This is a genomic window from Pseudonocardia lacus (assembly GCF_018531445.1).
Taxonomy (GTDB): Bacteria; Actinomycetota; Actinomycetes; order Mycobacteriales; family Pseudonocardiaceae; genus Pseudonocardia; species Pseudonocardia lacus.
The window spans coordinates 14,275-28,599 of the sequence record NZ_JAHDTH010000103.1 but is presented as its reverse complement, the minus strand read 5'-3'; the positions used below and the strand labels follow the sequence as shown (position 1 = coordinate 28,599).

The window sequence follows — 14,325 nt, the reverse complement described above, 5'->3', positions numbered from 1 at the left end:
GAGGACGGCCGCAGCGACGGGCCGCGCCCGTCGCGCCGCCCCGCGGGCAGTGCGCCGATCCGCTGGGCCTCGGCCAGCGCCGCGGCCCGGTCGGCGTCGCGCTGCGGGAGCACGGCCGCGCCCCGCCCCACGGCGACGTCGACCGAGGTGCAGAACGACAGCACGTCGACGACGACCACGACGGCGCAGTCGGCCGCCAGCACGTCGACGCCGTGGCGGCCCCACTCCAGGCGGACGCGGTGCCCGCGCTGGCGGTGCTCGATCCTCGGCTCGATCGCCACCGACCGACGGTAGCGTCCGGGGACGTGATGGTTCAGGACGTTCTGGGCAGGGTCGGGCTCCCGGCGCCGACCGCCGAGCTCGCGGCCCGACGCTGGGACGTGGTCGTCGTCGGCGGCGGGCACAACGGCCTCACCGCCGCCGCCTACCTGGCCCGGGCCGGCCGCTCGGTGCTGGTGCTGGAGGCGCGCGAGCAGCTCGGCGGCGCCGCCACCCTGGAACGGCCCTTCGCCGACGACCCCGACTACCTCGTCAGCCCGTGCGCGTACGTGGTGGGGCTGCTGCACCCGCTGGTCGTGGCCGAACTGGGGCTGGCCGAGCGGGGCTTCGCGGTCACCCTGATGGACCCGAGCCTGTGGTGCCCCTTCGACGACGGCACCTCGGTCGCGGTGTGGTCGGACACCGACGCGACCGCGAAGGAGATCGCCGCGATCTCCCCGTCGGACGTCGAGGGCTACCTGGCCTACGAGGCGCTCTTCGAACGCATCCGGCGCACCCTGCGGCTCGGCCCGCGCGACACCTGGGTCGGCGACAGCCCCGACCGCGCCGAGCTGGCCGAGCTGTTCGGCGCCGACACCGAGGCACTGGAGGTGCTGCTGCACCGCTCGATCGCCGACGTCGTGTCCGAGCACGTGCGCGACGAGCGGCTGCGCGCCCTGCTGCACGGCCAGGGCGTCATCGGCACCTGGGCCGGCCCGCGCGACCCCGGCACCGCAGGCGTGCACGCCATGCACTCCCTGGGCACCCTCAACGACGGCCGCTGGGGCTACGTGCGCGGCGGCACCGGCCGCGTGTCGTTCGCCATCGCCGACGCCGCCCTCGCGCACGGTGCGGTGCTGGCCAGCGGCGTCCGGGTCGCCGCGATCGAGCCGGGGGACGGGGTGCGGCTGGCCGGTGGCGAGCTGATCGCCGCCGACGCGGTCGTGTCCAGCGCCGACCCGAAGGCCACGACGGCGCTGTGCGGCGACGCCGTGCCCGACGCGTGGCGCTCCCGGGTCGACGCCTGGACGTCCACCAGCCCGGTCTTGAAGATCAACTGCGCAATGCGCGGGCTGCCGACGTTCCCGGCCGCCGCCGACCCCGACCTCCCGCACCGGGCGATGGTCACCATCACCTCCGGCATCGACGCCACCCAGGCGGCGTTCGAACGGGCCGTCGCCGGCCACCCGGCGCCGTCCTGGGCGGAGGTCTACTTCCCGTCGCGCTACGACAGCTCCGTCGCCCCCGACGGGCGGCACGTGATGAGCGTGTTCGCCCAGTACGTGCCCTACGCGCTGGCCGACGGCAGCTGGGACGCCCGCCGCGAGGAGATCGCCGACGCCGCCATGGCCGAGGTCGCCCGCTTCGCCCCCGACGTCGTCGACCGCATCGAGCACCGCCAGGTCCTCGGCCCGCCCGACGTCGAGGCCCGCATCGGGCTCACCGGCGGGCACATCTTCCAGGGCGACTGCCTGCCCGCCCAGATGTGGGACCGCCGGTTCGCCCCGCGCACCGGCGTCCCCGGCCTCTACCTGGCCGGCGCCGCCACCCACCCCGGCGGCAGCGTGATCGGCATCAACGGCCGCAACGCCGCGATGGCCGTGCTCGCCGACACCCGCTCCTGACCGACGCCGGGAAGGCCACCTTCGCGGCGGCCTTCCCGGCGTTCGACGAGGGCGGTCAGGGGAGGAGCAGGCCCCAGTAGAGGGCCCATGGGACGAAGGCTGCCGCGGCGACCAGGAGGGCGGCGATCCGGACGCGTTCGCCCACGGACCGGACGACCGCGGCCGGGCGGCGGACGGTGCCGGGCCCGCGGCCCGCGCCGACGAGCTCGGGCGCGCCGGCCCCGTCGGTTCCGATCCGGCCGCGTTCCCGGACCAGCCCCACGACCAGCACGACCGCCGCCACCACCGTGGCGACCGCCAGCGCCTGCAGCGCCAGCCACGGCAGCGTGCGCCCGGCCAGCAGCGGGCCGGGGTCGATCGTGCCGCCGCCGCGGACGAGGGTCAGCGCGACGACGTAGTACAGGGTGCCGAGCACCGCGACCAGGCCCGCGCCGGCCACGACCCGGGCCGCGACGGGCGCCGGGGTCGCCGCTCCCGGCCGGAACACGCGGCGCACCCGGCGGACGGCCGCGGTGACGGCGAACCCGACGAACCCGACCACCATCAGCAGCAGGGCGACGCCGTGCACGGGAGCGGACTCCCACCAGGCCAGCGGCGCGACGGGCGCGGTGGGCAGCGGCTGGTCGCCGGTCCCGCCGACCGACGGGGCCGGGGCGTCGCCGGTCGCCGCCGCGCTCGTCCAGGACGCGACGAGGTCGACGTAGCCGGGGGCGAACTCCACCTCCTCGGTGTAGCCGTCCGCGGTGACGCGCAGGCCGTGCTCGGCGTCGGCGAAGGTCCGCAGGGTGTAGTGCGCGTTGCCGGCGCGGTCCAGCCCGGTGCGGTACGCGGCCACGCTCTCCAGCGGGGGTGTCAGCCGGTCCTTCGCGCCCCACAGGCCCAGCACCGGCAGCCGCAGCCCGTTCAGCACGGGCATCGGGTCGTAGTACGCCTCCGCGAACATCCCCATGTCGTTGATCAGCCGGTACACACCGGCCGACGCCGCGTCGACCAGCGAGCCGCGCACCCCGGCGTGGTGCAGCTTCTGCGCGTCGGCCCAGGTCTGCTGGCGTAGCGGCTGGACACCGTTCGCGCCGACCAGCACCAGGAACGCCGTGCGGGGGTCGCGGGAGGCGGCCAGCGGGGCCACCCAGCCGCCCTCGCTGAAGCCCCAGAGCCCGACCGCGTCGGGATCGATGCCGGGCTGCGCCCGCAGCACCCCGGCCGCCGCGACGGCGTCGTCGGCCAGCTGGGGGTACGAGCGCTGGGTCAGCGAGTAGCCCACGGTCCGCTTCTCGTAGGCCAGTGTGGCCACCCCGGCCGCCGCGAAGGCCTCGGCCTCGTCGCGGTACTTGTCGCGCGGGCCGGGGCCCGCGCCGTGCACCAGGACGAGGGCCGGGGCGCCGGGGCGCGGCTCGTCCGGGATCCGCAGCACGGCGGGGAGCGCGAGGCCGTCGCTGGTCGGAACGGTCACCTCGACCTCACGGAGTCCCGGAGCGGGCGCACCGCCCGGATCCTGCCCACCCAGCGCCGACCCGGTCAGCGTCGCCGTCGCCGCGGCGACGAGCACCCCCGCGACCAGCAACCGGCCACCCGCCCGGCGGAACCGCCGTCGTGTCCCCATGATCCACCCCTCTACAGAAGAAGTTCTGCAAACATCTCTTTGCAGAGAAGAGTGTGCTAGCTTGCGGGGGATGTCAACCCAGGAGAAGCCCGGAGATCGCGGGTCCGGGGAACCCGGACCCACCCGCGAGCTGAGCGACCCCGCGGCCCTCAAGGCCCTCGGCCACCCGCTGCGCCAGCAGATCCTGCGGCGCCTGCACCGCGACGGCCCGGCCACCGCGACGACGCTCGCCGCCGCGCTCGGCGAGAACACCGGCGCCACCAGCTACCACCTGCGCCAGCTGGCCGAGCACGGGTTCATCGAGGACGTCCCGGAGCGGGCCCGGGGGAGAGTGCGCTGGTGGCGGGCCCGCCACCAGGACATCCGGTTCCTGCCGCGCAGCGCCATGACCGAGGACGCCCGGGTGGCCCTCGACCAGCTCACCGAGCTCAACGCCGCCGAGGACGACGAGGCGCTGGCCCGGTTCCACCGGCGGCGCGACGAGATGGGTCCCTGGGGCGACGCGCTGCTGTTCAGCCGCAGCTCGCTGCGGCTGGGCCCGCAGGAGCTGCTGGCCTTCTGGGAGGAGTACATGGCCCTGGTGCTGCGCTACCGCAGCGACGACCCGGAAGAGCACGTGACCGACCCGCCCCCGGACGACGCGCGCCGGATCCTGGTGCGCTTCCTGGCGTTCCCCGATGTCGACTGAGCCCGGGATGACGGCGTAGAAACGGCCCACCCGGCGCAGGACCGAGGGGTCTGCGCCGGGTGGGGGACCTGCGACGTGGGCTACGAAGCCGCCAGCTCGACCTCGGTCGCCGCCGGCTGCGCGAACTGGGCGTCGTGCAGCTCGGCGTAGCGCCCGGCGCCGCGCACCAGCTGGGCGTGCGTGCCCCGCTCGACGATCCGGCCCCGCTCCAGCACCAGGATCTGGTCGGCCGCGCGGATGGTGGACAGCCGGTGCGCGATGACGACCGCGGTGCGCCCGTCGAGCGCCTCGGCCAGCGCCTCCTGCACCGCGGCCTCCGAAGTGGAGTCGAGGTGGGCGGTGGCCTCGTCGAGCACGACGATCCGCGGCCGGGCCAGCAGGACGCGGGCGATGGTCAGCCGCTGGCGCTCCCCGCCGGAGAGCCGGTACCCGCGCTCGCCGACGACCGTGTCGAGGCCCTCGGGCAGCGAGCGGATCAGCTCGGCGAGCCGGGCGCGCTCCAGCGCGTCCCACAGCTCGGCCTCGCCGGCCTCCGGGCGGGCCAGGGCCAGGTTGGCGCGGATGCTGTCGTGGAAGAGGTGGCCGTCCTGGGTGACCATGCCGATCGCGCCGCGCAGCGCGTCGAACGAGAGGTCGCGGACGTCGACCCCGCCGATGCGGACGGCGCCCGCGTCGACGTCGTAGAGGCGCGGAAGCAGCTGGGCGATCGTGGACTTGCCGGCCCCCGACGAGCCGACCAGCGCGACCATCTGCCCCGGCTCGGCGCGGAACCCGACCCCGTGCAGCACCTGCTCGCCGCCGCGCGTGTCGAGCTGGGCGACGTCCTCCAGGGAGGCCAGCGAGACCCGCTCGGCCGACGGGTAGGCGAAGTCGACGCCGTCGAACTCCACGCCCAGCGGGCCCTCCGGCAGCGCCGCGGGGTGCTCCGGCTCGGCGATCAGGGGCTGCAGGTCCAGCACCTCGAACACCCGCTCGAAGCTGACCAGCGCGCTCATCACCTCGACCCGCGCGCTGGCCAGTGCCGTGAGCGGGGCGTAGAGGCGGGTCAGCAGCAGCGCCAGCGCCACCACGTCGCCCGCGGCCAGCCCGCCGCTGAGCGCCAGGTAGCCGCCGACGCCGTAGACCAGCGCCAGGGCGAGCGCCGAGACCAGCGTCAGCGCGGAGACGAACACCCACTGGACCATCGCGGTGCGCACGCCGATGTCGCGCACGCGGGCGGCCCTGGCGACGAACTCGCGCGTCTCCTCGGCCGGGCGGCCGAACAGCTTCACCAGCGTGGCGCCGGGCGCGGAGAAGCGCTCGGTCATCTGGTCGCCCATGGCGGCGTTGTGGTCGGCCCCCTCGCGCTGGATGGCGGCCAGCGTGCGCCCGATCCGCCGGGCCGGGATGACGAACACCGGCAGCAGCACCAGCGCCAGCAGCGTGACCTGCCAGGACAGGGTGACCATGACGGCGACGGTCAGGGCCAGGGTGACCACGTTGCCCACGACCCCGGACAGCGTGTCGCTGAACGCCCGCTGGGCCCCGATGACGTCGTTGTTGAGCCTGCTGACCAGCGCGCCGGTGCGGGTGCGGGTGAAGAAGGCCACCGGCTGGCGCTGGACGTGGTCGAACACCGCGGCGCGCAGGTCGAGGATGAGGCCCTCGCCGAGCGAGGCCGACAGCCAGCGCTGCAGGATGCCGCCGGCCGCCTCGACGACCGCGATGGCCGCGATCAGCGCGGCGAGCACCACCACGACCGACAGCGGGCCACCGCCGACGATCGCGTCGACGACCCGGCCGGCGAGCACCGGGGTGGCCACGGCCAGCGCCGCCCCGACGACGCTGACCAGCAGGAACGTCGCCACGCGCGAACGGTGCGGCCCGGCGAACGCGGCGATGCGGCGCAGCGTGGCCATGGAGAAGGGCCGCTTCTCACCGGTGTCGTGCGAGGCCCGGTACATCTCGCTCCAGGCCACCATCTCCATGCTCATCGGGTTCTCCCTCCGCCGCGGCGAGTCTGGACCCGACCACCGACAGTTCCGTTCCGTCCGGTTCGGGAACGACGCTATGACCTGAATCTGACTTCAGGTCAAGCTCGTCGTCCGCCGCTGTTGAGGGGTAGGACAGGTGGGGAGGGCGGAACTCATCTGCGGAGTCGGGATTTGCCCTGCGAGGGCCTCGGCTTTGGGGCCTCCGGCGGCTCCTGCGCGGAGGGCGACCGCGGGTCTGTGAGCAGGGGCTTCGGGGGGAGTGCCGCTGCGCGGCCGGACGCGGGCGGGCGAGGGCGTCCTCGCAGCCCGGGGTGGGCGTCCTCGCAGCGCCGGGTGGGTGTCGCAGCGCTGACTGGGTACTCGCAGCGCGCCGGCGGGCTGCGACGACGCCGCTGGTCCTGCGAGGAGCCCGATCACATGATCGACTCGACCGGGAGTGCGCCCGCGCACACCTGCTGGTTGTCCTCGCAGAGTCTCCGTGGTCTCCGCAGGGTCGGCGGCGCCTGCGAAGACCACACCGCCCCTGCGAAGACCACACCGCCCCTGCGAAGACCACACCGCCCCTGCGAGGACCGCACCGCCCTGCGAGGACGACCCCACGTCCCGATCCGGGACCGAACGGGAAGCCCGCACCCTCGGCCGGTCGGCGGTCGGCTGAGCCGCGCGTGTTTCGGTCTCGCCACTTGTGGACAACTCGGCCCCGACAGCCGCGTCCGACGGCTGTTCGTCGGGTCGGTCTGACAGGGTGTGCTCGTTCGGGAGGGTGACCTCCCGGCGCCCATGACTACCCGACGCGACGATCGGCGAGGAGCTGCCGTGACCACGACCGAACGCCCCCAGCGCGGGCGCGGCCACGCCATCGGCGAGGGGGTGACCTGGCTCGCCCGCTGGAGCCTGCGGGTCGCGCTGGTGGCGTTGGGGCTGTGGATGCTGGCCTGGCTGATCGGCAGCCTGTGGTCGATCGTGCTGCCGCTGCTGCTGGCCACCCTCGTGGCCACCGTGCTGTGGCCGCCGACGAGGTGGCTGCGCCGCCACAAGTTCCCGCCCGCGGCCGCGGCGGCGGTGGTGCTGCTGGCCGGGCTGCTCGTGCTGGCCGGGCTGATCACGCTGATCGTCGTCTCGGTGGCCGGCAACATCGACGAGATCTCGCAGAGCGCCGTCGGCGGCATCCAGGCCATCCAGGACTGGCTGTCCGGGCCGCCGCTCAACCTGCAGCAGACCCAGCTCGACGCCGCCCTGAACACCGTCACCCAGCAGCTGCAGGCGAGCATCTCCACGATCTCCTCCGGCGTGCTGACCGGCGTCTCCACCGTGGCCAACGGGGTGATCAACGGCCTGCTCACGCTGGTCATCGCGTTCTTCCTGATCAAGGACGGGCCGCGGTTCCTGCCCTGGCTGCGGGCCGTGGTCGGGGAGGGCACCGGCGGGCACCTCGTCGAGGTGACCAGGCGCGTCTGGAAGACCCTCGGCGACTTCATCCGCACCCAGGCCGTCGTCAGCCTGGTCGACGCGGTGCTGATCGGCGCCGGGCTGCTGTTCCTCGGCGTCCCGCTGGCCGTCCCGCTGGCCGTGCTGACGTTCCTCGGCGGTTTCATCCCGATCGTCGGGGCGATCATCGCCGGCGCGCTCGGCGTGCTGGTCGCGCTGGTCAGCAACGGCTTCACCACCGCGCTGATCGTGCTGGTGATCATCGTTCTGGTGCAGCAGCTGGAGGGCAACGTGCTGCAGCCGATGCTGCAGTCGCGCAGCCTGGGGCTGCACGCGGTCGTGGTGCTGCTGGCGGTCACCGCGGGCAGCACGCTCTACGGCATCGCCGGCGCCTTCCTGGCGGTGCCGGTGGCCGCCGCGGCGGCGGTGGTGCTGCGCTACCTGAGCGAGCGGGTGGACGCCCGGGTGGCCGGCGGCCGGGGCCCGGCCGTCGACCCGCCGCTGGAGGTCGTGCAGGTGATGCCCGGCCGCACCGGCGCGCGGGGCCCCGACGCCACCGTGCCGGGCGGCGACCGCGGTCCGGAGGGCCCCGGCCCGGGCGACCCGTCCTCCGGCGACCCCGACCCCGGTGCCCCCGACCCGAGCGACCCCGACGCCGACATGGGCGCGGTCGACCCCGGCGCCGGCGGCCACGGCTCGCCCGACGACGACCCCACCGGGGAGCAGGCCACCCGGAAGACGTGACCCCGGCGCGCCGCCGACGCCCGGCGGGTCGAGTGGCGGCCGGCCCGGCGTCCGCCAGGATCAGTGTCCTGCGCCGATCGGCGGCGCGGTGAGGACGGAGGACCATGAGCGCAGTCGAGGAGATCCTGTCCCGGATCCCGATGGCCGACCTGGCCGCCCAGCTGGGGGTCGACGAGGCGACGGCCGAGCGGGCCGCCCGCCAGGCCGTGCCCGCGCTGCTCGGCGGGATCCAGGCCAACACCGACGACCCCGGCGGCGCCTCGTCGTTCGCCCGCGCGGTCGACAAGCACGATGGCGCCCTCGTCGACGGTGGCGTCGACCTCCGCCAGGTCGACGCCACCGACGGCAACAAGATCGTCGGGCACGTCTTCGGCCCGCAGCGCGCGGAGGTCGTGCAGACGCTGGGCGGGATCGGCGGCGTCGGCGGCAAGGAGCTGATCGCCAAGCTGCTGCCGATCCTGGCGCCGATCGTGATGTCGTGGCTCGCGGGCAAGCTCAGCGGGAACGCCGCGGGCCCGGCCGCGGGCCCGGCGGCGGGTGGCGGGATCGGCGACCTGCTGGGTGGGCTGCTCGGGTCGGTCCTCAGCGGGGGCGCGGGCGGTGGTGCCGGGGCCGGTGGTGGCCTCGGCGACCTGCTCGGGGGTCTGCTGGGCGGCGGCCGGAAGTAGCCCACCACCGCGCACACCCGGTGGTCACCGCGCACATGCCCCGACGTGTGCGCCGCGACCACCAGGTGTGCGCCACGACCACCCGCTGCCCGTCGGGCCGATCAGCGGGGCGATAGGGCAGGATCGTCCGCCGTGCGCGTCTACCTCGGCTCCGACCACGCCGGTTTCGAGCTCAAGTCCCACCTGCTGACCCACGTCGCCGGCCTCGGGCACGAGGCCGTCGACATCGGGCCGGCGACCTACGACCCCGAGGACGACTACCCGGCCTTCTGCGTGGCCACCGGGCTGGCCGTGCTGGCCGACCCGGGCAGCAGGGGGATCGTCATCGGCGGTTCGGGCAACGGCGAGCAGATCGCGGCCAACAAGGTCGTCGGCATCCGCGCGGCGCTGGCCTGGAGCGTGGAGACCGCGCGCCTCGGGCGGCTGCACAACGACGCCCAGGTCGTGGCGATCGGCGCCCGCATGCACACCCCGGAGGAGGCCGAGGACATCATCGCGGCGTTCCTGGCCACGGACTTCTCCGGCGAGCACCGCCACGCCCGCCGCATCGCGATCCTCGGCGAGTACGAGGAGACCCGCGTCCCCCCGCCGCTGCCGGGCTCCTGAGGGCGCGGCGTCGTGCGCTGGTTCGGCGAGCACCCCGGCCGCCGGCCCCTCGACGTCCACGTGCACAGCGCGAACCCGGTCGGGCGGTCGCGGCTGCTCGGCCTGGTCGAGCGCCACGGCCCGGCCTGAACGGGGTCACGCACATGCCGGAAGGCCACACCCTGCACCGCCTCGCGCGGCTGCACCGCCGCCGCTACCGCGGCCACGCGCCGGCCGTGAGCAGCCCGCAGGGCCGGTTCGCCACCGGCGCCGAGGTCCTCGACGGCCGGGTGCTGGAGCGCACCGAGGCGCACGGCAAGCACCTCTTCCACCACTACGGGCCCGACCTCGTCCTGCACGTGCACCTCGGGCTGTACGGCACGTTCTCCGACGAGCCGCACCCGGTCGAGCCGCCGCGCGGGCTGGTGCGGCTGCGCCTGGTCGGCCCCACGCACTACGCCGACCTGCGCGGCCCGACGGCCTGCGAGCTGATCACCGACGGCGAGGCGGCGGCCATCCACGCCCGGTTGGGCGAGGACCCGCTGCGCCGCGACGCCGACCCGGACCGGGCCTGGGCGCGGATCTCCCGGTCACGGGCGCCGCTGGCGACGCTGCTGATGGACCAGAGCGTGATCGCCGGCGTGGGCAACGTCTACCGGGCCGAGGCGCTGTTCCGCCACGGCCTCGACCCGCTGCTGCCGGGCCGGGCGCTGCGCCGCGAGCAGTGGGACGCGCTGTGGGCCGACCTGGTCGCGTTGCTGCGCGACGGCGTGCGCCGCGGCAGGATCGAGACGCTGCGCCCCGAGCACGACCCGAGGCGGCTGGGCCCGCCCGACCGGGGCGCGGTCCGCGCCCGCCGCGTCTACGCGTACCGCCGCACCGGGCAGCCCTGCCTGGTCTGCGGCACGCCGATCGCGCACTCCGAGCACCTGGCCCGCAACCTGTTCTGGTGCCCGACCTGCCAGCCCGCCACCGCGGCCTGACGCTGCCGACCGGTCAGTCGCAGAGCAGGTCGGCCAGCTCCGCCGGCGCGGTGACCATGGCGTCGTGGCCGGTGGCCAGCGCGTCGAAGCGCCACGCCGGGTCGGCGGCGGCCCGCTCGGCGAACCCGGCGAAGCTGTCGGCCGCGGGCTTGTCGGTGCAGTGCACGTAGCGGCGCGGCAGGTCGGGCACGGGGTCGTCCGGCAGCGCGTCGGCGAGCCCGCCGACCGGGTGCGGCCGCAGCCGGGGACCCACCCAGGCCCGGTCGTCCGGGTCGGTCACCGCCCAGCCGTCCATCGCCGCCTCCGGGTCGAGCACGATCCGCCCCGCCCCGTCGACCAGCCGCTCGAAGTACTCCCGCCGGGGCGGGGCGAGCAGGTCGAACACCGACTCGCCCGGCCCCGGCACGAACGAGTCGAGGTGCACGAGCTCGCGGACGCGCCCCGCGGCCCGCTGCGCCACGCCGGTGATCACCGCCCCGGACGAGCTGTGCCCGACGAGCACGACGTCGTGCAGGTCGTCGAGGTCGAGCACGGCCAGCACGTCGCGCACGTGCGCGTCCAGCCCCGTGCCGGGGCCGGCCAGGTGGGCGCGGTCGCCGAGGCCGGTCAGGGTCGGCGCGTGCACCTCGTGGCCGCGCTCGCGCAGCAGCGGCGCCACCCGCCGCCAGCACCATCCGCCGTGCCACCCGCCGTGGACCAGCACGAACGCCGTCATGACCGGGTCCGCTGGTCGGCCGGGGGGAAGTCGGCGTGGCGGTGCACCAGGTACCAGCGGCCCTCGACGCGGCGCAGGACGTGGGTGACGCGCAGCCGCATCGGCCGCTTCTCGCCGCCGTCCACGCGGACCTCGCCCTCCTCGACTCCGACGGTGACCGCGAGGTCGCCCTCGACGTGCACGACGTCGTTGCGGGGGGCCAGGGCCCCGTCGGAGAACCGGCTGCCCACCCAGGTGAACGTGCTGGTCACGGCCTCGTGCCCGCGCTCGACGGGACCCCACGCCCCGTAGAGGGTCACGTCGTGGCCGGGCGCCCAGAGCGCGGTGTACGGGGCGGGGTCGCCCGCGCCCATGGCGGCCAGCGCGTGCGCCACGCGGTCGAGGGCGGTGGTCAGCTCTTCCGCCGCGGTCGTCGATCCGGTCATGTCGTCCCTTCCCCTCCGCCGGTCAGCGCAGCCGCACCGGCAACTCGTTGAGCCCGTTCATCAGCAGTCCCGGCGGCCGGGTGAGCTCGTCGGTCGGCACGGCCAGGCGCATGCCGGGGAAGCGGGTGACGAGCGCGCGCAGCGCGATGCGGCCTTCCAGGCGGGCCAGCGGCGCCCCCAGGCAGTGGTGCACGCCGTGGCCGAACGACAGGTGCGCGGTGTCCGCGCGGGCGAGGTCGAGGCAGCCGGCCCCGGGGCGGCGTGCGGGGTCGCGGTTGGCCGCCATGGTCGAGACGACGACCAGCTCACCGGCCGGGATCGGGGTGCCGGCGATCTCGGTGGCGGTCGCGCTGATCATCGGGATCGTCGACTGCAGCGGCGGGTCGTAGCGCAGCAGCTCCTCCACGGCCCGCGCGGTGCGCTCGGGGTGCGCCCGCAGGTCGGCCAGCTGCCGGGGGTGGTCGAGCAGCGCCAGCATCCCGTTGGCGATCAGGTTGACCGTCGTCTCGTGGCCCGCGACGAGCAGCAGGAAGACCATCGAGGTCAGCTCGTCCTCGGTGAGCCCGTCGCCGCCGTCGCGGACGGCGACGAGCGCGGACAGCAGGTCGTCGGCGGGTTCGCGGCGCTTGCGCTCCAGCAGCTCGCGCAGGTACCCGACGAGCCCGACGGCCGCGCGCGAGTACGCCTCGAAGCCGGCCATCCCGCCGACGACCAGGGGGCCGGTCCAGGCGCGGAAGGCGTCGCGGTCGGGGTCGGGGATCCCGAGCAGCTCGCAGATCACCGAGATCGGCAGCGGGTAGGCGAACGCGGAGACCAGGTCGACCTCGTCGGCGTCGGCGAACCCGGCGATCAGTTCGTCGGTGAGCTCCTGGACCCGCGGGCCCATCAGCTCGCAACGGCGCCGGGTGAACGCCGCGGAGACCAGCGTGCGCAGCCGGGTGTGGTCGGGTGGGTCGAGGGTGAGCAGGTGGTGGTCGATCGCCGCGGCGATGTCGGGCGGCAGCTGCCCGGTGTAGGGCCCGTGCCCGGGCCCGCCCTTCACCAGCGCCGGGTCGGCCATCGCGGCCCGCGCCGCCGCGTACCCGGTGACCAGCCAGCCCTCGACGCCGTTGGGCATCGGGAACCGGTGCACCGGACCCTCGCCGACCAGCGCGTCGTAGATGACGTGCCGGTCGGTGGCCCCGGTGGAGGTGAAGGGATCGGTGGGGATGACTCCGGTCATGCGGCTCCTGCTCCTCCCGCGCCGTGGCGGCACGGGCACCATCCTGGCCCCCCGGGACGCGGCGGTCGTGTGCTTCTGAGCGTTCTCGAAGGTGCAGAAATACGCGCAGCCGTCGGGCGCGGGGGTGCGGGGCGCCCTACGCTGCCGGCCGTGAGCGATCAGCGGCCCGTCGAGTGCTGGATGACCGACATGGACGGGGTGCTGGTCCACGAGGGCCGGATGATCCCCGGGGCGGACGCGTTCGTGGCGCGGCTGCGGGAGAAGGGCACGCCGTTCCTCGTCCTCACCAACAACTCCATCTACACCCCGCGCGACCTGCAGTTCCGGCTGCGCTCCAGCGGGATCGAGGTGCCGGAGGAGGCCATCTGGACCTCGGCGCTGGCCACCGCGGCGTTCCTGGCCGACCAGCGCCCCGGCGGCAGCGCGTACGTCATCGGCGAGGCGGGGTTGACCACGGCGCTGCACGACATCGGCTACGTGCTCACCGACAACGCGCCCGACTACGTGGTGCTCGGCGAGACCCGCACCTACAGCTTCACCGCGGTGACCACGGCCATCCGGCTGATCCGGGCCGGGGCCCGGTTCGTGGCCACCAACCCCGACTCCACCGGGCCGTCCGCGGAGGGCGTGCTGCCCGCCACCGGCGCGGTCGCGGCCCTGATGACGAGGGCCAGCGGGGTGGAGCCCTACTTCGTCGGCAAACCGAACCCGCTGATGATGCGCGCGGCGCTGAACCGGCTGCAGGCGCACTCGGAGTCGACGGTGATGATCGGCGACCGGATGGACACCGACGTGGTCGCCGGCCTGGAGGCGGGGATGCGCACGGTGCTGGTGCTGACCGGGATCATGCGGGCCGAGGACATCGACCGCTTCCCCTACCGCCCGAGCCGCGTGGTGACCTCCATCGCCGACCTGGTCGACGAGGTGTGAGACGCCGGGTCCACGTCGGCGGGCACGCCGACGTGGACCCGGTGACCGGTGGGGGGAGGGGGAGTCCCACCGGTCGAAGGTCGACGCTGCCGTGCACTGGTCGTTTCGCCAGACCGTCCAGCGGCCGTTCCGCCTACCCTCGCACGTCCACTCGGCCGTAGCGGGAACGGTGTTACAGGTGCCGTCCGTGCAGGCCAACGGGCTGTGGAGCGATCACGGAGCGCAGTCGGTCACAGCGTGACGCCGTGATGACGGCAGGTGTCCGCGCGGGTGTCCGGCCGGAAAATGACAGGGGTGGCATTTACTGTCGCGGCCATGGACACGACGACGATGACCGGTTGGTGGAGCTGCTCGGAGTGCGCCGTCGAGGCCGAGCTCGCGGTCGGCGCGACGAACGGCTTCCAGGTCCCCTGCCCGGACTGCGGCGGGGTGATGGTCGAGCAGTGGCAGTGGGACGCGGCGGCCTGAGTCGCGCCCG

The 14,325-nt window shown here is 75.1% G+C and carries 13 protein-coding genes and 1 pseudogene; 8 read left to right on the top strand and 6 right to left on the bottom strand.

Annotated elements, in window-relative coordinates:
- Positions 1-281: pseudogene (locus tag KIK08_RS21435) on the bottom strand (2-phosphosulfolactate phosphatase); the annotation flags it as partial.
- Between the two features lie 27 nt (positions 282-308).
- Between KIK08_RS21435 and KIK08_RS21430 the strand changes: the two are divergent.
- A complete protein-coding gene (locus KIK08_RS21430) occupies positions 309-1,883 on the top strand; it encodes a phytoene desaturase family protein (RefSeq protein WP_250557505.1) in 1,575 nt (524 codons plus the stop codon).
- 55 nt (positions 1,884-1,938) lie between these two features.
- On the opposite strand, the gene KIK08_RS21425 is transcribed toward KIK08_RS21430, so the two are convergent.
- Positions 1,939-3,486: an alpha/beta hydrolase family protein gene (locus KIK08_RS21425; protein ID WP_214405000.1), complete on the bottom strand. Its 1,548-nt coding sequence runs from the start codon at positions 3,484-3,486 to the stop codon at positions 1,939-1,941.
- Between the two features lie 70 nt (positions 3,487-3,556).
- Between KIK08_RS21425 and KIK08_RS21420 the strand changes: the two genes are divergently transcribed.
- Entirely contained in the window at positions 3,557-4,174 is a 618-nt protein-coding gene (locus KIK08_RS21420; protein WP_214404999.1) for a winged helix-turn-helix domain-containing protein, read from the top strand.
- An 80-nt stretch (positions 4,175-4,254) separates the two neighbouring features.
- On the opposite strand, the gene KIK08_RS21415 is transcribed toward KIK08_RS21420, so the two are convergent.
- On the bottom strand, positions 4,255-6,117 hold the full coding sequence (locus KIK08_RS21415; protein ID WP_250557504.1) for an ABC transporter ATP-binding protein: 1,863 nt from the start codon (positions 6,115-6,117) through the stop codon (positions 4,255-4,257).
- Between the two features lie 846 nt (positions 6,118-6,963).
- Here KIK08_RS21415 and KIK08_RS21410 point away from each other — a divergent pair.
- The 4 genes from KIK08_RS21410 (at position 6,964) to KIK08_RS21395 (ending at position 10,555) form a co-directional block, all read left to right on the top strand.
- On the top strand, positions 6,964-8,319 hold the full coding sequence (locus KIK08_RS21410) for an AI-2E family transporter (protein WP_214404998.1): 1,356 nt from the start codon (positions 6,964-6,966) through the stop codon (positions 8,317-8,319).
- Positions 8,320-8,423: 104 nt separating this feature from the next.
- Positions 8,424-8,987, top strand: a complete 564-nt coding sequence (locus KIK08_RS21405) for a DUF937 domain-containing protein (RefSeq protein WP_214404997.1) — start codon at positions 8,424-8,426, stop codon at positions 8,985-8,987.
- A gap of 132 nt (positions 8,988-9,119) precedes the next feature.
- On the top strand, positions 9,120-9,593 hold the full coding sequence (locus KIK08_RS21400) for a ribose-5-phosphate isomerase (protein WP_214404996.1): 474 nt from the start codon (positions 9,120-9,122) through the stop codon (positions 9,591-9,593).
- A gap of 143 nt (positions 9,594-9,736) precedes the next feature.
- On the top strand, positions 9,737-10,555 hold the full coding sequence (locus KIK08_RS21395; RefSeq protein WP_214404995.1) for an Fpg/Nei family DNA glycosylase: 819 nt from the start codon (positions 9,737-9,739) through the stop codon (positions 10,553-10,555).
- Between the two features lie 13 nt (positions 10,556-10,568).
- Here KIK08_RS21395 and KIK08_RS21390 read toward each other — a convergent pair whose 3' ends face one another.
- The 3 genes from KIK08_RS21390 to KIK08_RS21380 are packed head-to-tail and all read right to left on the bottom strand — an operon-like array spanning position 10,569 to position 12,917.
- The gene (locus tag KIK08_RS21390) at positions 10,569-11,270 is read right to left on the bottom strand and encodes an alpha/beta fold hydrolase (protein ID WP_214404994.1); all 702 of its coding nucleotides are present in this window, start codon (positions 11,268-11,270) and stop codon (positions 10,569-10,571) included.
- On the bottom strand, positions 11,267-11,695 hold the full coding sequence (locus KIK08_RS21385; protein WP_214404993.1) for a YybH family protein: 429 nt from the start codon (positions 11,693-11,695) through the stop codon (positions 11,267-11,269). The genes KIK08_RS21390 and KIK08_RS21385 overlap by 4 nt, the downstream gene beginning before the upstream one ends.
- Before the next feature lie 22 nt (positions 11,696-11,717).
- Positions 11,718-12,917 carry a cytochrome P450 family protein gene (locus tag KIK08_RS21380; RefSeq protein ID WP_214404992.1) on the bottom strand — a complete coding sequence of 400 codons (1,200 nt, stop codon included), beginning with the start codon at positions 12,915-12,917 and terminating at the stop codon, positions 11,718-11,720.
- A gap of 189 nt (positions 12,918-13,106) precedes the next feature.
- Here KIK08_RS21380 and KIK08_RS21375 point away from each other — a divergent pair, with 189 nt between their 5' ends.
- Entirely contained in the window at positions 13,107-13,847 is a 741-nt protein-coding gene (locus KIK08_RS21375; protein WP_214405004.1) for an HAD-IIA family hydrolase, read from the top strand.
- A 315-nt stretch (positions 13,848-14,162) separates the two neighbouring features.
- Positions 14,163-14,315 carry a hypothetical protein gene (locus KIK08_RS21370; RefSeq protein ID WP_214404991.1) on the top strand — a complete coding sequence of 51 codons (153 nt, stop codon included), beginning with the start codon at positions 14,163-14,165 and terminating at the stop codon, positions 14,313-14,315.
- Positions 14,316-14,325 lie beyond the last annotated feature (10 nt).